This window comes from Nocardioides mangrovicus (assembly GCF_003674065.1).
GTDB lineage: Bacteria > Actinomycetota > Actinomycetes > Propionibacteriales > Nocardioidaceae > Marmoricola > Marmoricola mangrovicus.
Map to the genome: position 1 here is coordinate 469,985 of NZ_RDBE01000010.1, position 20,701 is coordinate 490,685.

Annotated in this window: 20 protein-coding genes and 1 pseudogene; 7 read left to right on the forward strand and 14 right to left on the reverse strand. The window is 70.7% G+C overall.

What is annotated here, in order from left to right:
* Window positions 1–2: 2 nt before the first annotated feature.
* The 3 genes from D9V37_RS16880 to D9V37_RS16890 are packed head-to-tail and all read right to left on the reverse strand — an operon-like array spanning window position 3 to window position 3,312.
* Window positions 3–800 carry an alpha/beta fold hydrolase gene (locus D9V37_RS16880; RefSeq protein WP_121807307.1) on the reverse strand — a complete coding sequence of 266 codons (798 nt, stop codon included), beginning with the start codon at window positions 798–800 and terminating at the stop codon, window positions 3–5.
* Window positions 800–2,026, reverse strand: coding sequence for a phosphoribosylamine--glycine ligase (gene purD / locus D9V37_RS16885; protein WP_121807308.1), 1,227 nt, complete (start codon window positions 2,024–2,026; stop codon window positions 800–802). The genes D9V37_RS16880 and purD overlap by 1 nt, the downstream gene beginning before the upstream one ends.
* Complete coding sequence (locus D9V37_RS16890) at window positions 2,023–3,312, reverse strand: adenylosuccinate synthase (protein WP_121807309.1); 1,290 nt, start codon at window positions 3,310–3,312, stop codon at window positions 2,023–2,025. Before D9V37_RS16890 ends, purD begins: the two co-directional genes overlap by 4 nt.
* Window positions 3,313–3,501: 189 nt before the next feature.
* On the opposite strand from D9V37_RS16890, the gene D9V37_RS16895 reads away from it, so the two are divergent.
* Window positions 3,502–4,416, forward strand: a complete 915-nt coding sequence (locus D9V37_RS16895) for a diacylglycerol/lipid kinase family protein (RefSeq protein ID WP_121807310.1) — start codon at window positions 3,502–3,504, stop codon at window positions 4,414–4,416.
* A gap of 91 nt (window positions 4,417–4,507) precedes the next feature.
* Here D9V37_RS16895 and mctP read toward each other — a convergent pair whose 3' ends face one another.
* The 3 genes from mctP to D9V37_RS16910 are packed head-to-tail and all read right to left on the reverse strand — an operon-like array spanning window position 4,508 to window position 6,854.
* Window positions 4,508–6,172 carry a monocarboxylate uptake permease MctP gene (gene mctP / locus D9V37_RS16900; protein WP_232524972.1) on the reverse strand — a complete coding sequence of 555 codons (1,665 nt, stop codon included), beginning with the start codon at window positions 6,170–6,172 and terminating at the stop codon, window positions 4,508–4,510.
* Window positions 6,169–6,423, reverse strand: coding sequence for a DUF3311 domain-containing protein (locus tag D9V37_RS16905; RefSeq protein ID WP_232524973.1), 255 nt, complete (start codon window positions 6,421–6,423; stop codon window positions 6,169–6,171). The genes mctP and D9V37_RS16905 overlap by 4 nt, the downstream gene beginning before the upstream one ends.
* Window positions 6,424–6,461: 38 nt before the next feature.
* Window positions 6,462–6,854, reverse strand: coding sequence for a DUF3151 domain-containing protein (locus D9V37_RS16910; protein ID WP_198412669.1), 393 nt, complete (start codon window positions 6,852–6,854; stop codon window positions 6,462–6,464).
* 83 nt (window positions 6,855–6,937) lie between these two features.
* Here D9V37_RS16910 and D9V37_RS16915 point away from each other — a divergent pair, with 83 nt between their 5' ends.
* Window positions 6,938–8,479 (forward strand): DHA2 family efflux MFS transporter permease subunit, encoded by a 1,542-nt coding sequence (locus D9V37_RS16915; RefSeq protein ID WP_269778389.1) that lies wholly within the window; start codon window positions 6,938–6,940, stop codon window positions 8,477–8,479.
* Window positions 8,480–8,485: 6 nt separating this feature from the next.
* Here the strand turns inward: D9V37_RS16915 and fbaA are convergent, their stop codons facing one another.
* Window positions 8,486–9,517 (reverse strand): class II fructose-bisphosphate aldolase, encoded by a 1,032-nt coding sequence (gene fbaA, locus D9V37_RS16920; RefSeq protein WP_121807313.1) that lies wholly within the window; start codon window positions 9,515–9,517, stop codon window positions 8,486–8,488.
* A 322-nt stretch (window positions 9,518–9,839) separates the two neighbouring features.
* Here fbaA and D9V37_RS16925 point away from each other — a divergent pair, with 322 nt between their 5' ends.
* On the forward strand, window positions 9,840–10,013 hold the full coding sequence (locus D9V37_RS16925; RefSeq protein ID WP_158604506.1) for a DUF2867 domain-containing protein: 174 nt from the start codon (window positions 9,840–9,842) through the stop codon (window positions 10,011–10,013).
* 54 nt (window positions 10,014–10,067) lie between these two features.
* Here the strand turns inward: D9V37_RS16925 and D9V37_RS16930 are convergent, their stop codons facing one another.
* Window positions 10,068–10,694 carry a TrmH family RNA methyltransferase gene (locus D9V37_RS16930; protein ID WP_121807889.1) on the reverse strand — a complete coding sequence of 209 codons (627 nt, stop codon included), beginning with the start codon at window positions 10,692–10,694 and terminating at the stop codon, window positions 10,068–10,070.
* Window positions 10,695–10,860: 166 nt separating this feature from the next.
* Between D9V37_RS16930 and D9V37_RS16935 the strand changes: the two genes are divergently transcribed.
* Entirely contained in the window at window positions 10,861–11,568 is a 708-nt protein-coding gene (locus D9V37_RS16935) for a DedA family protein (protein ID WP_232524974.1), read from the forward strand.
* Here the strand turns inward: D9V37_RS16935 and pyrE are convergent.
* Window positions 11,534–12,055 carry an orotate phosphoribosyltransferase gene (gene pyrE, locus D9V37_RS16940; RefSeq protein ID WP_198412622.1) on the reverse strand — a complete coding sequence of 174 codons (522 nt, stop codon included), beginning with the start codon at window positions 12,053–12,055 and terminating at the stop codon, window positions 11,534–11,536. The genes D9V37_RS16935 and pyrE overlap by 35 nt on opposite strands.
* 23 nt (window positions 12,056–12,078) lie before the next feature.
* Between pyrE and D9V37_RS16945 the strand changes: the two genes are divergently transcribed.
* Entirely contained in the window at window positions 12,079–13,236 is a 1,158-nt protein-coding gene (locus D9V37_RS16945; protein ID WP_121807315.1) for a pyridoxal phosphate-dependent aminotransferase, read from the forward strand.
* 41 nt (window positions 13,237–13,277) lie between these two features.
* The gene (locus D9V37_RS16950) at window positions 13,278–14,150 is read left to right on the forward strand and encodes a methylenetetrahydrofolate reductase (protein ID WP_121807316.1); all 873 of its coding nucleotides are present in this window, start codon (window positions 13,278–13,280) and stop codon (window positions 14,148–14,150) included.
* Between the two features lie 54 nt (window positions 14,151–14,204).
* Here the strand turns inward: D9V37_RS16950 and D9V37_RS16955 are convergent, their stop codons facing one another.
* Genes D9V37_RS16955 through D9V37_RS16975 form a run of 5 tightly spaced genes read right to left on the reverse strand, consistent with a single transcriptional unit; the run spans window position 14,205 to window position 19,119 of the window.
* Window positions 14,205–14,819, reverse strand: coding sequence for a DUF1638 domain-containing protein (locus D9V37_RS16955; protein ID WP_198412623.1), 615 nt, complete (start codon window positions 14,817–14,819; stop codon window positions 14,205–14,207).
* A 46-nt stretch (window positions 14,820–14,865) separates the two neighbouring features.
* Window positions 14,866–16,812, reverse strand: coding sequence for an ASKHA domain-containing protein (locus tag D9V37_RS16960; protein ID WP_121807318.1), 1,947 nt, complete (start codon window positions 16,810–16,812; stop codon window positions 14,866–14,868).
* On the reverse strand, window positions 16,812–17,690 hold the full coding sequence (locus tag D9V37_RS16965; protein ID WP_121807319.1) for a dihydropteroate synthase: 879 nt from the start codon (window positions 17,688–17,690) through the stop codon (window positions 16,812–16,814). The genes D9V37_RS16960 and D9V37_RS16965 overlap by 1 nt, the downstream gene beginning before the upstream one ends.
* Window positions 17,690–18,355 (reverse strand): corrinoid protein, encoded by a 666-nt coding sequence (locus tag D9V37_RS16970; protein ID WP_121807320.1) that lies wholly within the window; start codon window positions 18,353–18,355, stop codon window positions 17,690–17,692. The genes D9V37_RS16965 and D9V37_RS16970 overlap by 1 nt, the downstream gene beginning before the upstream one ends.
* Window positions 18,352–19,119 carry an IclR family transcriptional regulator gene (locus D9V37_RS16975; RefSeq protein ID WP_121807321.1) on the reverse strand — a complete coding sequence of 256 codons (768 nt, stop codon included), beginning with the start codon at window positions 19,117–19,119 and terminating at the stop codon, window positions 18,352–18,354. Before D9V37_RS16975 ends, D9V37_RS16970 begins: the two co-directional genes overlap by 4 nt.
* 78 nt (window positions 19,120–19,197) lie before the next feature.
* Between D9V37_RS16975 and D9V37_RS16980 the strand changes: the two are divergent.
* Window positions 19,198–20,649: pseudogene (locus D9V37_RS16980) on the forward strand (trimethylamine methyltransferase family protein); the annotation flags it as partial.
* Window positions 20,650–20,701 lie beyond the last annotated feature (52 nt).

Sequence of the window (20,701 nt, forward strand, 5' to 3'; positions counted from 1 at the left end):
GTCTAGGCCCGGTGGTGGGCCGCCAGCTCCGGCACCAGCGTCGCGGTGGGCACGCTGTGGAAGTCCCCCGACAGCTGCACGAAGGTGCCGTCGGGCACGGCGTCCCCCGCTGCCCGGGCGGCGTCGACGAGGAACGCCGGGCTGCCGGTGCTGGCGATCGAGGGCACCGGGGTGCTCACCGTCGCGAGCAGGTCGGCGGGCAGCACGGCCTCGCTGCTGCCCAGGCACAAAGCGTCGTAGAGCACCGTCAGCCCGACCCCGAGGAGCGCGTCGAAGTCCGGGCCGTACGTGATCGCGTCGACCGCCTCGGGCGGCAGCCCCACGCCCGCCAGGAAGAAGTACTCCAGCATCGACTGCGGGTCGTCGAGGTCGTAGAGCTCCTGCAGCGTCTCGATGTAGTCCGCCGGCGGCGTCGGGTGGTCGCCGACGCGGTAGGGCGTCTCGAGGACCGACAGGGTGCGGATCGGCACCCCGGCCGCGGCGGCACGGTAGGCCAGGGCACCGCCGGAGGAGACGGCGTGGACGCCGGCCGGATCACCGACCGGGGCACCGACCGCCTCGATCACGGCGGCGAGATCCTCCACCTCGCGCTCCACCTCATAGGGACGCGTGCCGCCGCTCCCGCCCCGCCCGCGCCGGTCGTAGGTGACACCGGTGAACCCGTCGGTCGCGAGCGCCTGGCACAGCTCGGCCCAGGCCTCCTTGGTGTTGGTGGCACCGCCGACGACGATCACCGCCGGGCCGTCGCCGTAGGCCTCGTAGGCGATCGTGGTCCCGTCGGCCGAGGTCGCCGTGCCCATCAGCGCTCCTTCGCGATGTCGGTACGCCACTGGGCGCCCGGGAAGTCGACCGCGGCGACGCCGTCGTAGGCCAGGCCCCTCGCGGCGGCGACGTCGGCACCGGTGGCCACGACGGCGAGCACCCGACCACCCGCGGTGACGAGCTGCTCGTCCTCGAGCGCCGTGCCCGCCTGAACCACCGACACCTCGGCCGGCAACGCGCCGACCGTGATCGGGTCGCCCTTCGACGAGCCCTCCGGGTACCCCTTCGACGCCATGACGACGGCCACCGCGGCACCCGACCGGAAGACCGGCGGCGGCACGGACGCGAGCGAACCGGTGGCCGCCGCGTGCAGCAGCGGCGCGAGCGGGGACTCCAGCAACGCCAGCAGTGGCTGGGTCTCGGGATCGCCGAAGCGGGCGTTGAACTCCACGACGCGCACACCGCGGGAGGTGAGCGCGAGCCCGGCGTAGAGCAGCCCCGCGAAGGGGGTGCCGCGGCGGGCCATCTCGTCGACGGTGGGCTGCAGCACCGTGCGCTGCACGTCGGCGACGAGGTCCGCAGGCGCCCACGGCAGCGGCGTGTAGGCGCCCATGCCGCCGGTGTTGGGGCCATGGTCGCCGTCGAAGACCCGCTTGAAATCCTGGGCGGGCTGCAGCGGGTAGACGGTGGAGCCGTCGCACACGGCGAAGAGCGAGACCTCGGGACCGTCGAGGAACTCCTCGATCACCACCCGCTCACAGGCCGCCGCGTGGTCGAGCGCCGCCTGCCGGTCCTCGGTGACCACGACGCCCTTGCCGGCGGCCAGGCCGTCGTCCTTGACGACGTAGGGCGAGCCGAGCTCGTCCAGCGCAGCGGCCGCCTCCGCGGACGTCGTGCACACCCGAGCGGCCGCGGTGGGCACCCCGGCCGCCGTCATCACGTCCTTCGCGAACGCCTTGGACCCCTCGAGCTGGGCGGCGGCTCGCGTCGGACCGAAGCAGGCGATCCCCTGCGCACGCACGGCATCGGCCACTCCGGCCACCAGGGGCGCCTCGGGGCCGACGACGACCAGGTCGACGCCCAGCGACGAGGCCAGTGACGCGACGGCCTCGCCGGACATGGCGTCGACGTCGTGCAGCGACGCCACCGGAGCCATCCCGGGGTTGCCTGGTGCGGCGTGCACCTCGGTGACCTCGGGGTCGCGCGCGAGCGCCAGGCACAGCGCGTGCTCGCGCCCGCCCGGGCCGACGACGAGGACCTTCATGCGCCGATCAGGTCGTGCCGGACGACGGTGGCCTCGCGGTCGGGGCCGACGCCGACGGCGGAGATCCGCGCACCCGACATCTCCTCGACGGCGAGCACGTAGTCGCGAGCGTTCTTCGGGAGGTCCTCGAACGACCGGGCCTCGGAGATGTCCTCCCACCAACCGGGGAGCTCTTCGTAGATCGGCCGGGCGTGGTGGAAGTCGGTCTGGTTCACCGGCATCTCGTCGTGGCGCACGCCGTCGACGTCGTAGGCCACGCACACCGGCACCGTGTCCAGGCCGGTGAGCACGTCGAGCTTGGTGAGCACGAAGTCGGTGACGCCGTTGACGCGAGCGGCGTAGCGGGCGATGACGGCGTCGTACCAGCCGCACCGACGTGGCCGCCCCGTGGTGACGCCGTACTCCGCCCCGGTCTTGCGCAGGTACTCGCCGTGGTCGTCGAAGAGCTCGGTGGGGAAGGGCCCCTCCCCCACGCGCGTCGTGTACGCCTTGACGATGCCGATCACCTGGGTGAGGCGATTCGGCGGGATGCCCGAGCCGGTGCAGGCGCCGCCGGCGGTGGCCGAGGAGGACGTCACGAACGGATAGGTGCCGTGGTCGACGTCGAGCAACGTGGCCTGGCCGGCCTCCAGCAGCACGGTCTCGTCGCGGTCGAGCGCCTGGTTGAGCAGCAGCCCGGTGTCGCACACCATCGGCGCCAGGCGGTCGGCGTACTCGCGCAGCTCCTCGACCGTCTGCTGCACCTCGGGCGCGCGGCGGTTGTAGATCTTGGTGAGGATCTGCGACTTCAGCTCCAGCGCCCCCTCGACCTTCTGGGTGAGGATCTTCTCGTCGAAGATGTCCTGGATCCGGATGCCGATCCGGTTCATCTTGTCGGCGTACGTCGGGCCGATGCCGCGGCCCGTCGTGCCGATCTTCCGGCTGCCGAGGAACCGCTCGGCGACCTTGTCCATGGTGCGGTTGTAGTCGGCGATGACGTGGGCGTTGGCGCTCACCTTCAGGGCGCTGACGTCGAGCCCGCGCGCGATCAGCGCGTCGAGCTCCTCGAAGAGCACCTCGAGGTCGACGACCACACCGTTGCCGATGACCGGCGTGCAGCCGGGGGTGAGGATGCCGCTGGGCAGCAGGTGCAGGGCGTACTTCTGGTCGCCCACCACGACGGTGTGTCCGGCGTTGTTGCCGCCGTTGAACTTCACCACGTAGTCGACGCTGGAGCCGAGCAGGTCGGTCGCCTTGCCCTTGCCCTCGTCGCCCCACTGGGCACCGATGATCGCGATGGCGGGCACCGGCGAACGCTACCAACCCGGCCGGAGTTCCGATCAGCTACCGCATACCACCGCCGCGATCGCTCGCTCGCGCAGAGGTGGGACACCCACCGCCGTACGGGGTCGACCAGGGCCCCCGCGTCCCGGGCGGCGCTCGTGGGCGCGCCAGGCGAGATCGCCGAGCAGGCGCCGCATCGGTAGGTTGCCCCGATGGATCCGCTGCTCGTCATCGCCAACGCCGCGGCGGGTACGGCCGAGGAGGAGTCGCTCGACGCCGCGCTGCGGGTGCTGCGCGCGGCCACCGACGTCGAGGTCGCCCACACCGCCAACCCCGGCGAGCTCGACGGCGTGCTCCACCGCGCGGGATCGCGGCGCATCGTCGTGGCCGGCGGTGACGGCAGCCTGCACGCGGTGGTCTCAGCGCTGCGCCGGCGCCACGACCTCGAGCACTCCGTGCTGGGGCTGGTGCCGCTGGGCACCGGCAACGACTTCGCCCGCGGCGTCGGCATCCCGCTGGAGCCGGCGGACGCCGCCCGCGTGGTGCTCGAGGGCGAGGTGCGGTCGCTGGACCTGGTGATCGACGAGGTCGGCGAGGTGGTGGTCAACAACGTCCACGCCGGCGCGAGCGCGCAGGCCAGCAGACGCGCTGCCCGCTGGAAGGGCCGGCTGGGCCGGGTCGGCGTCGGCAAGGTGAACCTGGGCAAGCTCGGCTACCCGATCGGGGCCGCGCTGGCCGCGGTCAAGCCGCCCTTCATCCGGTTGCGGGTCGAGATCGATGACGACCTGGCCGCCGACCTCGACCGGCCGGTGCTCATGGTGTCGGTAGGCAACGGCCCCGACGTCGGCGGCGGCACCCCCATCACCCCCGACGCCGTGCCGGGCGACGGCTTGGTCGACGTCATGGTGTCGTTCGCCACCGGCCCCGTCGAGCGGATCGGCTACGTCGTGGCGATGCGACTGGGCCGCCATCCGGCGCGCGACGACGTGCTCTACCGCCGCGCCAGCCGCGTCCACATCAGCGGCGAGGAGTTCTACTGCTCCGCCGACGGCGAGGTCTACGGGCCGGAGCGTCAGCGCACCTGGACCGTGGAGCCCGGGGCGTGGCGGATGGTGCTGCCTCGGTAGCGGGGCCCGTTCACCATGGTGGCATGGTGAACGGCCGCCTCCCACGACGTAGGACCTGTGGGAAGCGGCCGTTCACCGTGGGAAGCAGCGCTCAGGTGGTCGGCTTGGTGGCCGGGTCCTCCAGCATCAGGTCGTGAGCGACGCGCGGGTCGTCGGTGTCGGCGTAGTAGTCGCCCGGCACGGTGTGGTCGGCACCGTTGGGCACCTTCACCGCGTGGAGGATCGCACTGAGCACGACGGCCACCACGACGTTGATGACGAAGGCGGACATGGCGATGTAGCCGAGGTCGCCGATCACCGGGATCGCCGAGAGGCTGCCGCCGAAGTGCTTCGTGGCGGGCGAGGCGACCTTGTAGGCGGCCACCGTGCCGTAGACCATGCCCACGGCCCAGCCGGCGAGCAGGGCGTACTTGTGGAACCAGCGCGTGTAGAGGCTGAAGACCACCGTGGGGAAGATCTGCAGGATCCACACGCCGCCCAGCAGCTGGAAGTTGATGGCGTTCTGCCGGTCGAGCACGAGCACGAAGACGAGCGCGAACGCCTTCACCAGCAGGGACATGATCTTGGAGACCTTGGCCTCCTGCTGCGGCGTGGCGTCCTTCTTCAGCCACTCCTTGTAGATGTTGCGGGTGAAGGTGTTGGCGGCGGCGATCGACATGATCGCGGCGGGCACCAGGGCGCCGATGGCGATGGCGGCGAACGCGACGCCGGCGAACCAGCCCGGGAACATGTCCTCGAAGAGCTGGGGGATCACCAGCTGCGGGTTGGGCTTGCCGTTGAGCCCGACCGGCTGCGTCCCGGCCTTGATCGCCACCCAGCCCAGGAGCGCCAGCAGGCCGAGGACGAACGAGTACAGCGGCAGGATCGCGGCGTTGCGGCGGATCGTGTTGCGGCTGCCCGACGACAGGCTCGCGGTGATCGAGTGCGGGTACATGAAGAGCGCCATCGCCGACCCGAGCCCGAGGGTGGCGTAGGCCCACGACTGGCCGAGGCCCGGCACGAAAGCGCCGTTGGGCTTGCCGGTCAGCTCGTTGGTGGCGGCCATCTTCTCCTTGGCGGCACCGAAGATGCCGTCCCAACCGCCGAGGTGGGCGGGGATGTAGATGATCGCGACGATCACCACCAGGTAGATCAAGATGTCCTTGACGAAGGCGATGACCGCAGGGGCCCGCAGCCCGCTGGTGTAGGTGTAGGCGGCCAGGATGATGAAGGCGACGAACAGCGGGATGTCGTTGAGGAACTTGTTGGCGGTGCTGCCGACTCCGGCCACCTCCAGCACGGCCTGGATGCCGACCAGCTGCAGCGCGATGTAGGGCATCGTCGCGACGAACCCGGTGACGGCGACGGCCAGGCTCAGGCCGCGGTCGTCGTAGCGGCCGCGGACGAAGTCGGCGGTGGTGACGTAGCCGTGGCGGTGGCTGACCGACCACATCCGCGCCATGAAGACGAAGATGATCGGGTAGAGCACGATCGTGTACGGCACGGCGAAGAAGCCGGCGACCGCTCCGGTGGCGAACATCGCGGCGGGCACCGCCACGAAGGTGTAGGCGGTGTAGAGGTCGCCGCCGAGGAGGAACCAGGTCACCCAGGTGCCGAACCGGCGACCGCCCAGGCCCCACTCGTCGAGGTTGTCCAGCGGTCCGCCCGCCTGGAAGCGGGTGGCCAGGAAGCCGGCGACGGCCACCAGCGCGAACAGCACGATCAGCACCACCAGCGCCGGGCCGTTGACGCCGGAGTGCGCGGCCAGCGGGCTCACCGGTGCGTCCCGCGGCGGGCCGCGAGGGTGAGCCGGTACGCGCTCCAGGTGGCCGCGGCGCACAGGAAGACCCAGGCGAACTGGTACCAGAAGAAGAACGGGAAGCCCCACAGCTTCGGCGTCTCCTGGTTGTAGGACGGCACCCAGACCAGCGCCACGACAGGGATGAGCAGGAGGATGCCGGCAGCGACCATGGGGCCGCGTCGCGTACGGGGCACCTCGGGCACCCGCTCCCGAGATTCAGCAGTCATGGCCGGCACCCTACTCACAGGTGACGTCGCTCACAGCCCTAGAGCAGAGCGTCGGCCGCCTCGGGGCTGGAGTCGCGCAGGAAGTCGCGGCAGCGCTCGGCCTCACCGGTCTCGCCGATCGCCTCCGCCGCCTTGGTGAGCGCCGCCAGCGACCGCAGGAAGCCACGGTTGGGCTCGTGCGCCCACGGCACGGGGCCGTGCCCCTTCCAGCCGTTGCGGCGCAGCAGGTCCAGGCTGCGGTGGTAGCCGACGCGGGCGTAGGCGTAGACGCTCACGTCGTCGGCGCCCTCGGCCCGCGCGGTCTCGGCCAGCGTCGCCCAGGCCAGCGGGGACTCGGGGTGGTGGCGGACGACGTCGATCGCCGCGGCGCCGGCGTCGAGCTCGCCTGCGGCCGGGTCAACCGGCAGCTCGGTGGGCGGGGGGCCGGCCATCAGGTCGTTGAACTGGGTCACGCCGCCAGCATCTCAGGGGTGCGGGGGAAGCAAATGTCGGTGCCCGGGTGTTGGCTCATGCTGTGACCACGACCCAGGCCCCGGCAGCGATTCCCGGCACCGACGAACTCCGTCCCTGGCGTGCCCTGGCGGCGCTCGTGCTCGGGTTCTTCATGATCCTGGTCGATCTCACCATCGTCACGGTCGCGACGCCGACCATCATCGAGAAGCTCGACGCCAGCGTGAACGAGGTCGTCTGGGTCTCGAGCGCCTACATGCTGGCCTACGCGGTGCCGGTGCTGATCAGCGGGCGGCTGGGCGACCGTTTCGGCTCGAAGTACCTCTACCTCGCGGGTCTGACGGTCTTCACGCTCGCGTCGCTGTGGTGCGGGCTGACGAACAGCATCGAAATGCTCATCGTGGCCCGGGTCGTCCAGGGTCTCGGGGCGTCGATGATCACGCCTCAGACGATGGCCATCATCACTCGGATCTTCCCGGCCGCCGAGCGGGGCAAGGCCATGGCGGCCTGGGGCGCGACCGCCGGCGTCGCGATGGTGGTCGGGCCCGTCCTGGGCGGGGTGCTGACCGACGGTCTGGGCTGGGAGTGGATCTTCTTCGTCAACGTGCCCGTCGGGGTGATCGGCTTCGTCCTCGCGATGCGCTGGGTGCCGGCCCTGCCCACGCACGAGCACAGCTTCGACTGGCTGGGTGTGGTGATGTCCGGCGTGGGTCTGTTCCTCCTGGCCTTCGGCATCCAGGAGGGTCACGACAAGCACTGGGCGTCATGGATCATCGCGATGATCGTCGGCGGCGTGGTCATGATCGGGCTGTTCGTCCTGTGGCAGGCCCGCAACAGGCGTGAGCCGCTGGTGCCGTTGGGTCTGTTCAAGGACCGCAACTTCTCCGTCTCCAATGTCGCGATCAGCGTGATGGGCTTCGTCGGCGTGTCCATGGGCTACCCGCTGATGCTCTGGGCGCAGGCCGTACGCGGCTACTCCCCGACGCAGTCGGCGCTCCTCCTGCTTCCGATGGCCGTCATGTCGATCGTGCTGGCTCCCTACGTCGGTCGCCTGACCGACCGCGTACATCCGCGCCTGGTGGTCGGCACCGGGTTCGCTCTCACCATCATCGGCATGTTCACCTTGGCGACCCAGCTCCAGCGCACGTCGCAGATCTGGCTGCTCTGCGTGTTCCAGGTGGTCCTCGGCACCGGCAACGCCTTCATCTGGGCGCCGACCGCGGCTACCGCCAACCGCAACCTCCCGCTGCGCCTGGCTGGAGCGGGGGCCGGCGTCTACAACGCTGTCCGGCAGGTCGGCTCGGTGGTCGGGGCGGCGGCGATCGCAGTGATGATGGACAGCCGGCTGTCGCACTACCTGCCCGGGGCCGCCGCCCACGGCGACGCCGGTGCGGCAAGAATCACCGACTCGCGGGCGGCCGACCTCTTCTCGAAGGCGATGCAGCAGTCCTTCCTGCTGCCGGCGGCGATCTGCGTGCTCGGGCTGGTGGCGGTGCTCTTCTACGAACCCTTCAAGCACACGGCCGGGGCTCCGGCGAGCTCACCTGACCTCCGCGGCCGACACGTCGACCGAGGAGTTGCGGTCGACGCCCCGGCTCGGGGGTAGGGCAGCTCAGCCGACCCGGTGACCGGCGGACCGCAGGTTCTCGCACGCCTCGACGACCCGGGCGGCCATGCCGGCCTCGCCGGCCTTGCCCCAGGCGCGGGGGTCGTAGGTCTTCTTGTTGCCGACCTCGCCGTCGACCTTCAGCACGCCGTCGTAGTTGGCGAGCATGTGGCCCGCGATGGGCCGGGTGAAGGCGTACTGGGTGTCGGTGTCGACGTTCATCTTCACCACGCCGAAGTCGACGGCGTCGCTGATCTCCTGGGCCGTGGAGCCCGAGCCGCCGTGGAAGACCAGGTCGAAGGGACGGGCGTCGGCGCCCTGGCCGAGCGCTTCGGCCGCCTCCTGCTGGGCGCGCTGGAGGATCTCCGGGCGCAGCTTGACGTTGCCGGGCTTGTAGACGCCGTGCACGTTGCCGAAGGTGAGCGCGGTCAGGTAGCGGCCCTTCTCGCCGGCGCCGAGTGCCTTGACGGTGGCGATGGCGTCCTCGGGTGTGCTGTAGAGCTTCTCGCCGCTGCCGCCCTCCACGCCGTCCTCCTCGCCGCCGACGACGCCGATCTCGACCTCGAGCACGATGTGCGCCTCCGCGCACTGCGCGAGCAGCTCCTCGGCGATCTGGAGGTTCTCCTCCAGCGGGACGGCCGAGCCGTCCCACATGTGCGACTGGAACAGCGGCAACCCACCGCCACGTACCCGCTCCAGCGAGATCGCCAGCAGCGGCCGGACGAAGCCGTCGAGCTTGTCCTTGGGGCAGTGGTCGGTGTGCAGCGCGATGTTGACCGGGTACTTCTTGGCCACCTCCTGGGCGTACGCCGCGAAGGCGACGGAGCCGCTGACCATGTCCTTGACGGTCGGGCCCGACAGGTACTCCGCACCACCGGTGGAGACCTGCACGATGCCGTCGCTGCCCGCCTCGGCGAAGCCGGCCAGCGCGGCGTTGAGCGTCTGGGAGGAGGAGACGTTGATGGCCGGGTAGGCGAAGGACCCCTCCTTCGCCGAGTCGAGCATCTGGGCGTAGACCTCGGGGGTCGCGATCGGCATGCGGGACACTCCTGTGGCAGTGGCTGGACGTCGCCCACGACCCTAGTTGCTACCCGCGGGTTGCCTCATTCCTAGGCTCGTGGGATGGACCTGCTCGCCAGCACCCGCCGTCGCGACCTCGACCTCTCGCCGGCCGCGGCATGGTCGCGGCTGACCGCGGCCGGGCCGGGCCCGCACTGGTACCTCGACGCCCTCCCCTTGCGGCTGCGCGGCTCCCTCGACCGCCTGGTGGGCGGACCGCCTCCGGTCGAGCCGCCGGATGCCGAGCAGCTCGGCGCCGGTGACCGCGCCGGCTTCTGGGAGGTCCGCAGCGCCGAGNCAGGTGCGGCTGACGACGAAGGTGCTGCCCCGCGGCGAGGGCACCACCCTGGTCCAGACGGTGAGCTTCCGCCCCCGCGGCCTGCTCGGCACGGCGTACCTCCTGGCCGACCTGCCCGCCCGCGAGGTGGTCATCGAGCTGGTCCACCGCCGGACCCTGCGCGAGCTCCGGGGGTAGTCCAGATCAAGATGTGCCGCCTTCGCGCGGTCGGACCGACACGAACGATCTGAACTACCCCCGCCAGGCCTCCCCCAGCTCCGCATGCCGCACGACCCAGGCGTGCATGGCGATGGCCGCGGCGGCCGAGGCGTTGATCGAGCGGGTCGAGCCGAACTGGGCGATGGAGAAGGTGGCGTCACACGCCGATCGGGCCTGCTCGGAGAGGCCCGGGCCCTCCTGGCCGAAGAGCAGGCATACCCGCCGCGGCAGGTCGACGCTCTCGATCGGGACCGAGCCGGGGAGGTTGTCGATGCCCCACAGCGGCACGTCGCCCAGGTCGCGCGCCAGGTCGGCGACCGAGGCGTGGTGGCGCAGGTGCTGGTAGCGGTCGGTGACCATCGCACCGCGGCGGTTCCAGCGGCGGTTACCGACGATGTGCACCTCGCGCGCCAAGAACGCGTTGGCGGTGCGCACCACCGTGCCGATGTTGAAGTCGTGCTGCCAGTTCTCGATGGCCACGTGGAAGTCGTGCCGGCGGGTGTCGAGGTCGGCGACGATCGCCTTCAACGACCAGTAGCGGTAGCGGTCGACCACGTTGCGCCGGTCGCCCTCGCGCAGCAGGTCGGGGTCGTAGCGCTCGTCGTCGGGCCAGGTCCCCGGCCACGGCCCGACGCCGACCTCGGCCGGGCCGTACGGCATCGGGTCGTAGGGCGCGCGCTGGTCGGCGTCGTCTGCGGGCACGCGCCGCAGCGTCGCACAGGAGGTTGCGCCACAGCTGGCCCAGGAGGTCGCACTGGACGCTCCACAGGAGCGGGACAGCGCGCGGTCAGACTCCCGTCAGGGCCGACTCATAGAATCAGGCAGCGTGAGTGTCTCGACCCCGCTGCTGCTCGGGATCTCCTGGATGGACCCGAACTACCTGCTGCACGAGTTCGGCGGCACCCTGTTCTGGATCAGCCTGGTGATCGTCTTCGTCGAGTGCGGGCTGTTCTTCCCGTTCCTGCCCGGCGACACACTGCTCTTCGCGCTGGGGCTCTTCATCGCCGGCGGCCGGATCGAGGTGCTCGGCAGCTCCTCGAAGCCGGTCGAGCTCGTCTTGGCCATCGTGCTGCTGACGCTGGCCGCCTTCTTGGGCAACGTCGCCGGCTACGAGATCGGTCGACGCCTCGGGCCACCCCTCTACGAGCGCGACGGGCGCATCCTCAAGCGCAAGTACCTCGACAACACCCGCTTCTTCTTCGAGCGCCACGGCACCAAGGCGCTGGTCATCGGCCGCTTCGTGCCGTTCGTGCGCACCTACATCACGCTGGTCGCCGGCATCACCCGGATGGACCGGCGCCGCTTCTTCACCTGGAGTGCGATCGGCGCCGTGGCGTGGGTCGTGTTCATCACGCTGCTCGGCTACTTCCTGGGCCGGGTGGAGTGGATCGGCGACAACCTCGACGCCGCCATGATCGCCATCGGCGTCTTCACCGTCGTCCCGCTCATCATCGAGGCCGTGCGCCATGCGAAGGACATCGGCGGCGAGGAGGACTCGGCTAGCCCCGAGCCGCGTCGAGAGCCGACTTCGTAAGCACGGGGCGCACCTCCAGGCCGACGTCGGCCAGCGGGTTCTCGCCCTCGGGGCTGCGGTCGATCGCACAGACCACGACCTCCACGTGAGCTCCTGCGGCCCGCAGCGCGTTGGTGGCGTCGCGCACCGCTCCACCGGTGGTGATGACGTCCTCCACCAGCGTCACCCGGCGCCCGGCGAAGTCGGGCCCCTCGGCCAGCTTGCAGGTGCCGTACTCCTTGGCCTTCTTGCGCACGAACAGCGCCGGCAGCCCGACCCGCATGCTCAGCGCGGTGGCGATCGGCACCCCGCCGAGCTCGAGTCCGCCGAGGAGCTCGGTGCCCTCGGGCACTAGGGCGACCATCTCGTCGGCCACGCGGCCCAACAGCACGGGGTCGGACTCGAAGAGGTACTTGTCGAAGTACTCGTGGGAGACCTGCCCGGAGCGGAGCGTGAACTCGCCGGTCAGCCGGCAGATCGAGTCGATGTCCTTCGCGAGGTCGGCCACGGCCCCGAGCCTAGGGTGATCAGATGCGACACGCTCAGCGGCTCCAGGGGATCGAGAGCACGATCTTCGCGACGATGTCGGCGCTCGCGGTGCGCACGGGCGCGGTCAACCTGGGCCAGGGGTTCCCCGACGAGGACGGTCCGACGTCGGTGATCGCGCAGGCCGAGTCGGCGATGCGCGCCGGGCGCAACCAGTACCCGCCCGGCCACGGCACGCCCGAGTTGCTGGACGCGGTCATCGCCCACCAGCGCGGCTGCTACGGCCTCGAGCTGGACCGCAGCCAGGTGGTCGCCACCACCGGCGCCACCGAGGCGATCGCGGCGGCCGTGCTCGGGCTGGTCGACCCCGGCGATGAGGTGGTGATGCTCGAGCCGTACTACGACAGCTACGACGCCGTGGTGCAGCTGGCCGGCGGCGTCCGGCGTGGCGTCACGCTCCGCGCACCCGAGTACCGCCTCGACGTCGACGTGCTGGCCGCGGCCATCACCTCGCGCACGAAGCTGATCCTGCTCAACACCCCGCACAACCCGACCGGGACGGTGCTCACCCGCGAGGAGCTCGAGGCGGTCGCCCGGGTGGCGATTGAGCACGACCTGGTGGTGGTGAGCGACGAGGTGTACGAGCACCTCACCTTCGACGACGCCGCGCACCTGCCGATCGCCACGCTGCCGGGCATGTTCGAGCGCACCGTGACCATCTCCAGCGTCGGCAAGACGTTCTCGCTCACCGGGTGGAAGGTCGGCTGGGCCAGCGGACCCGCCGAGCTGGTGACCGCGGTGGAGGCGGCGAAGAACTGGCTCACCTACACCTCCGGTTCCGCCTTCCAGCCGGCCACGGCGTACGCGCTCACCCACGAGCTCGACTTCCCCCGGCGTCTCGCCGGCGAGCTGCAGGCCAAGCGCGACCGGCTGTGCGCGGGACTCGCCACTCTCGACGTCGACGTTCACGTGCCGCAGGGCACCTACTTCGTCGTCACCGACGTCGCTCGCTACGGCTGGGAGGACTCGCTGGCCTTCTGCCGGGCCCTGCCCGAGCGGGCCGGCGTGGTGGCCGTGCCGTGCCAGGGGTTCTACGACGACGCCGCGGAGGGCGCGCACAAGGTGCGATGGACGTTCTGCAAGAAGAACGAGGTCATCGACGAGGCGCTGCAACGTCTGGCGGAGGCCGACCTGCATCGGTAGTCTCGGACGCGTCGAGTGCGTGATACGAAACGAGATGCACGATGCGCAACAAGCTCGCTGTCCGTCGGCCGTCCCGCGACGAGGTCCGCCAGGGCCTGCTCCGGCTGCTCGCCCATGCCCGCTACGAGGTGCTGCCCACCGCGACGACGGAGCAGAAGATCCTCGACGCCGTGGCGGTCGACCGCACCATCACTGTCACCGCGTCGCCCTCCAAGGGCCTGGAGGCGACCTTCGACCTGGCCGAGCGGCTCGCCGGTCACGGCTACACCGTCGTCCCGCACGTGGCGGCCCGCATGGTCAGCGGTCGTACCGAGCTGAGCGAGATCTGCGAGCGGCTCACCGCGCAGGGCATCACCCACGTCTTCGTGCCCGGTGGCGACGCCGAGGCGGTGGGTGACTACCCCGACGCGCTGGCGCTGCTCACCGACCTCAAGGAGCTGGGCAACCCGTTCAGCCACGTCGGCATCACCGGCTACCCCGAGTCGCACCCGACGATCCACGACGACCTCACCGTGCAGTCGATGTGGGACAAGCGCCACCACGCCACCACCATCGTCTCGAACCTGACCTTCGACCCGTCGGCGATCGCGAGCTGGGTCGGCCGGCTGCGCGCTCGCGGCGTGACCATGCCGCTGCTGCTGGGCATGCCGGGACCGGTCGAGCGCGCCAAGCTGCTCTCGATGGCCACGAAGATCGGCGTCGGGGAGTCCACGAAGTTCCTGGCCAAGAACAAGGGTCTCTTCGCCCGCCTCGCCGCTCCCGGCGGGTTCACCGGCGAGCGCTTCCTCACCCAGTGCGCCCCCGCGCTCGTGCCCGCCGAGGCCCTGGTCGAGGGACTCCACGTCTTCACCTTCAACCAGATCGCCGAGACCGAGGCCTGGCGCAGCGAGCTGGTCGCCCGGCTGGAGGCGTAGTCCAGCGCACTCGTCATGGTCGAAGGCTCCGGCGACCATGAACCACGTAACGGGCTACGCCGGCAGGAGCGAGCGGAGCGCCTCCTCGAGACCGCTGACGCCGGTGGGCTCGACCTCCAGCGGCAGCCCGATCTTCGCGGCGGCGGCCTGGGCCAGCGGGAGCAGTTCCGGGTCGGCCGGGTCCTGGGCGAGCCAGACGACGCGGGTGTAGGAGCCGAAGTAGTCCTCACGCAGCTCGGGCCAGCGGTCCAGGCCCAGCTCGCGCTCGACGGTGCGGGCGAAGGAGCGCACCAGGAAATCGGTGAGCAGGTACGTCCCTGGTTGGGTCTCGAAGATCTGCTCGATGCGGCGCTGCCCGGCGTAGACGTCGTAGCAGTGCAGCCCCGGCAGCCGTTCCAGGCCGAGGTCGCCGCAGACGGTGTCGAGCGCGCCGTACGTGCCGCAGTCGGCGTAGCCGACCACCACGCGCTGGTACCGCTCGGCCAGCTCGGAGGCGAGCGCCCGGACCTCCCCGGCGATCCGCTGCGGCTGGTTGTGCAGCAGCGGCGGCAGCGGGTGGACGTCGACCGGCCACCCGTGGCGCGCGACGATCTCCCCCGCCGGCTGGGCCAGCGCCCCGCAGGCGATCAGGGCCGTCGGGATAGTCAGAGACGAAATGGCTGTCGACACGCCTGCCGGAGCAACCATCTCGTCTCTGACTATCCCGCCTCCCGGCTCAGAACCCGAGCTGGTCGACGAAGGCGTCGTTGAAGTCCGGTCGGTCGGAGAGCTCGACATACCTCACCTCCTCGAGCAGGAGGTTGGCACCCTCGCGCTCGCGGCGGGAGAGGAGCGCCATCTTCGCGCCCTCGCCGGCGACGTTGCCGGCGGCGACGATGCGCAGCACCGGCAGCTTCGGCACCAGGCCGATCCGCACCGCCGACGCCGGGGAGAGGTAGCTGCCGAACGAGCCGGCGAGCAGCACCTGCTGCACGTCGCGGTGCTCCAGGCCGAGCTCCTCGAGCAGCAGCGACCAGCCGGTCGAGATCGCGGCCTTGGCGAACTGCAGCTCACGGACGTCGCGCTGGCTGAGGTACACGCACTCCTCGGGCGGTGCGTCGGGGCTGGGTCGGTGCAGCACGAAGACCCGCTCCTCGCCCACCGCGGTGAGCCGGTCGGCCAGCGCCGGCGCCACCGAGGCCGCGTCGTCGTTCGGCACGAACCGGCCCGAGGCGTCGAGCAGTCCGACCTTGACGAGCTCGGCCACGGCGTCGACCAGCCCGGAACCGCACAGGCCCTTCGGCTCGACGTCGCCGATGACGCCCAGCTCCACCGTGTCACCGAGCTTGATGGTCTCGATCGCGCCGTCGGCCGCGCGCATGCCGCAGCGGATGGCACCGCCCTCGAAGGCCGGCCCCGCCGGCGCCGCCGTGGAGAGGATGGTGTCGCCGTCACTGAGCACGATCTCGCAGTTGGTGCCGACGTCGATGAACAGCCGGCACCGCTTGTCGCGGTCCATACCGCTGGCCAGCATGCCGGCGACGATGTCGCCGCCGACGTAAGCGCCCAGCGCCGGGAACAGCATCGCCCGGGCGCCCTGGTGCAGCGCGAGGCCGAGATCGGCGGCCGGCACCGACGGCGGCTGCGCCACCGACATCACGAACGGCGCGACGCCGAGCGGCTCGGGGTCGATGCCCAGGGCGAGCGCGGTCATCGTCGCGTTGCCGGCCACAGCCACCTCGTAGACCGAGGCGGGGTCGACGCCACCCTCGGTGAGCACCTGCGTGGCGAGCTCCTGCAACGTGGCCGCCGCCGCGTCGCGCAGCCGACCCAGGGACGAGGGGTCCATCATCGTCGCGGAGATGCGGGTGATGACGTCGCCGCCGAAGGGCTGCTGCTTGTTGAGCATCGAGGCCACCGCCACCGGGGTGCCGGTGGCCAGGTCCAGCAGCGTCGCCACGACCGTGGTGGTGCCGAGGTCGAACGCGATGGCGTACTGGGTGTCGGTGGTGTCGCCGGGCTCGACGTCGACCAGCACCTCGTCGACCAGCACCGCCGTGACCTTCCAGTCGGCCTGCCGCATGACGGTGGCCATCCGGCGGATGGCGTGCAGGTCGGCGGTGAACTCCAGGTCCGTGACGGCCTCGGTGAGCCGCACCAGGTCGGTGCGCTGGTCGGCCAGCGTCGGCTCGTCGAGCTCGACGTAGCGCTTCTGCACGGCCGGGCGCAGGATCACCTGCCGCCCGACGCCGACAGTGGCGGCCTTGGGTCGTGTGGTGAGGGGTGGCACGTCGACCCGTAGGTCGCGGGTGGCCTTCACCAGGCAGCCGAGCCGCCAGCCGGCGGCGATCTGGTCGGAGGTGAAGGTCTTGACGTCGTGACGGGTGATCGGGAGCGCGTCGCCCTCGACGCGCACCTTGCACTTGTGGCAGGTGCCGTGGCCGCCGCACGTCGAGTCGATCGCGATGCCGTTCCACGACGCCGCGTCGAACACCGTCACGCCCGGTGGCACGCGCACCTGCCGGTCCTGCGGGTCGCCGCTGCCGGTGTCGACGCGGTAGTGCAGCTGCACGCGGCCGGTGCCGTCGTGGGTCGCCTGGTCGGCCTCGTGGGGTTGGAGCAGTCCCTCGCGGGCGACGTCGTCCGCGAGCGCCGAGGCGAGCTCGAAGTCGTCCTGCGCCATCAGGTGGCTACGGCCGCCTGCTTGGCCCGGTGTGCGCCGATCCACGCCATGCCCCACTCGTCGTGGCCGAGCAGCAGGTCGGCGGCCTTGACCGCCTCGACGATCTGCGGGGTGCGGGTGTCCATGATGGCGCTGGTCAGGCCCGCGGTCATCGCCATCGGCAGGAACGCCGCACCGAGCTCGTGGCGACCAGGCATGCCGAAGGAGGTGTTGGAGGCGCCGCAGGTCATGTTGGCGCCGAACTCCTCCTTGATCGCGGCCACGCACTCGAAGAAGGTGTTGGCCACCGACTGGTCGGCGCCGATGGGCATGGCCAGCGGGTCGATGACGATGTCGGCCGCGGCGATGCCGTACTCGGTGGTGGCGACCTGGAAGATCTTGCGGGTCAGCTCGATCCGCTTCGGCGCCTCCATCGGGATCTCGTCGGCGTCGTTGGGCAGCGCGATGATCGCGGCGTCGTACTTCTTGACCAGCGGCAGGATCTGCTCCATCCGCTCGTCCTCGGCGGTGATGGAGTTGACCAGCGCGCGGCCCTGGTAGACTGACAGCCCGGCCTCGAGTGCCTCGACGACCGAGGAGTCGATGCAGATCGGCTTGTCGGTGAGCTGCTGCACCAGCGTGATCGCCTTGGCCAGCAGGTCGGCCTCGTCGGTCAGCGGCACGCCCATGTTGACGTCGAGCACGTCGGCGCCGCCGTCGACCTGGGCCTTGACGTCGCGCTCGATGGCGGAGAGGTCGCCGGCGCGCAGCTGCTCTTGGAAGATGCGACGGCCGGTGGGGTTGATGCGCTCGCCGATGAGGGTGAACGGCCGGTCGTGGGAGATGACGTGCTCGCCGCCGGCGCCGCGCAGCACGGTCTCGAGGTGCGGGGCGGACATCAGGCGGGGACCTTCGAGCGCTTCTCGTCCAGCAGCGCCTTGGCGCGCTTGACGCAGGCCGAGGCGTCGGCGGCGTAGCCGTCGGCCCCGACGGCGTCGGCGTACTCCTGCGTGACGGGGGCGCCGCCGACCATCACGATGACGTCGCCGCGCATGCCCGCCTTCTCCAGGGCGTTCAGGTTGGCCTTGAACATCGGCATGGTCGTGGTCAAGAAGGCCGAGAAGCCGACGATGTCGGGGTGGTGCTCCTCGATGGCGGCGACGAACTTCTCCGGCGCCACCTGCACGCCGAGGTCGATGACCTCGAAGCCGGCGCCCTCGAGCATGATGTTGACCAGGTTCTTCCCGATGTCGTGCACGTCGCCCTTCACGGTGCCCATGAGGAACGTGCCGATGGTCTGGACGCCGGTCTCGGCCAGCAGCGGGCGCAGGCGCTCCATCGCCCCGGCCATGGCCCGGCCGGCGATGAGCATCTCGGGGACGAAGAAGTCGCCGCGCTCGAAGCGGGCGCCGACCTCCTCCAGCGAGGGGATGAGCGCGTCGAAGAGCAGCGTCTGCGGCTCCATGCCCTGGTCGAGACCCTCGTTGGTCAGCTCCAGGACGCGCGGGCCGTTGCCCACGAGCGTCTCGTCGTAGAGGCCCTGCAGGATCTCCTCGGGGGTCATGCCACACCTTCCTTCGGGTTGGACTTGCGCAGCTGGGAGGTCAAGAACTCCGCCCGCTTCTTCAGCCGGTCGGCCACCTCGTCGAGGCGGCCGGCCAGCCGCTGGTTGGGTCCGGAGACCCCGAGTGCGGCGACCACGCTGCCGTCGCTCCCACGGACCGGCACTGCCACGGCGCAGAGCCCGATCTCCAGCTCGTCGACGGTGCTGGCCCAGCCCTCGGCCACCACTGAGCGCAGCCGCCGGCGCAGCTCGGTGAGGCTGGTGACCGTCGCCTCGGTGACCGGCTCCAGCCGCGCGGTCATCGGCAGCACGTCGTAGGCCAGCAGCACCTTGCCCAGCGCCGAGGCGTGGTTGGGCACCTCGACCTGCGTCCAGTCGCGGGCACCGAGCATGAAGGTGGAGTCGACCTGCGCGACGTGGACGACCCGGTCGCCGCGCGCGACCGCCAGGTTGACCGTCTCGCCGGTGTCCTCGCCGACCAGCTCCAGCGTGGGCTGCGCGACGCGCACCCACTCCTCCCAGGGGTCGTGGCGAGCGGCGTAGAGCCAGAACAGCGGGCCCGCGACGTAGGAGCCGGCGTCGTTGCGCTCGACCAGCTCGGTGCGCTCGAGCGCGGTGAGCAGCCGCGAGGTCGTCGACTTCGGCAGCCCGCAGGTGTCCTGCACCTCCACGAAGGAGAGCGGCTCGTCGGCGCGCACGACGGTGGCGACGAGCATCGCTGCCCGGTCGATCGCCTGCGTGCCCGTCGGGCTGCCCTCGGTCACTGCGCTCCCTTGCTGCTCGGTTCCATGATGTGGAACTGTACTTCCATATCGTGAAGCGACACCCCCGAACGGGTCAAGCAGGAGGCCTGGATGTTCCAGAACAAGATGCCGCGCTACGAGGTCCTCTCCGAGGACGCGATGGCCAAGCTCGACGTCGCCTGGCGTCGGCTGATGACCGAGGTCGGCGTGGAGTTCATGGACGACCGCGCCCTGGAGCTGTTCCGCAAGGCCGGTCAGAAGGTCGAGGGCAACACCGTCTTCCTCGACCCCGACTTCGTGCTGGAGCAGGTGGCCAAGGCCCCCGCTGAGTTCGACATCCAGGCCCGCAACCCCGCGCACAACGTCCACATCGGCGGCGACTCGATGGCCTTCGGCTGCGTCTACGGCCCGCCGTTCGTGCGGCAGGGCGAGGTCCGTCGCGACGCGACGATGGAGGACTTCCGCAACTTCACCAAGCTGGCGCAGAGCTTCGACGTGCTCGACTCGGCCGGCGGCGTCATCTGCGAGCCCAACGACACCCCGCTCGACAGCCGCCACCTCGACATGGTCTACGCGCTCCAGACGCTGACCGACAAGATCTACATGGGCAACGTCGTCTCGGGCGTCAACGCAGCCGACACCATCGCGATGAGCTCGATCCTGTTCGGCGGCCGCGAGAAGATCGAGCAGACCCCCGCCTCCATCCAGCTCATCAACTGCAACTCACCGCTTCGCTGGGACGACCGGATGCTGGAGGCGCAGTTCGAGTACTCCGCCGCCGCGCAGCCGGTGGTGCTGACGCCGTTCATCCTCATGGGCGCCATGTCGCCGGTGACGATCCCCGCGGCCCTGGTGCAGCAGATCACCGAGGCGCTCTCGGGCATCGCGCTCTCGCAGCTGATCAACCCCGGCTGCCCGGTGGTCTTCGGCTCGTTCCTGTCCAACATCGACATGCAGTCCGGCTCGCCCACCTTCGGCACGCCCGAGTCGGGCATCGGGCTGCTGTGCACCGGCCAGATCGCGCGCCACTTCGGGCTGCCGTTCCGCACCGGCGGTGGGTTGACGTCGTCGCAGACCTCCGACGCCCAGTCCGGCTACGAGGCGCTGATGACGATGATGCCGACCTTCCTGGCCGGCGCGAACTGGGTCATGCACTCCGCCGGCTGGCTCGAGGGCGGCCTGGTGGCGGGCTACGAGAAGTTCATCGTCGACATCGAGATCCTGCAGATGCTGCAGGCAGAGTTCACGCCGCTGGAGATCGACGAGGGCTCGCTGGCCTTCGACGCCCATGTCGAGGTCGGCCACGGCGGACACTTCCTGGGGTCGATGCACACGATGGAGCGCTTCCGGACCTGCTTCTACCGGCCGTTGCTGTCGAGCTCGGAGAACTACGAGCGCTGGATGCGCAACGGCGCCAACGACGCCACCGCGCGGGCGGAGAAGAAGTACACCGACGTGCTGGAGGCCTACGAGCCCCCGCCGCTGGACGAGGCCATCCGCGAGGAGCTCGAGGAGTACGTCGTGCGGCGCCGGGCCGAGCTGGGCGACTGAGGGTCCGGTCGCCGACGGCGACCAAAATGGTTACTTAACCGACAAAAAGGGT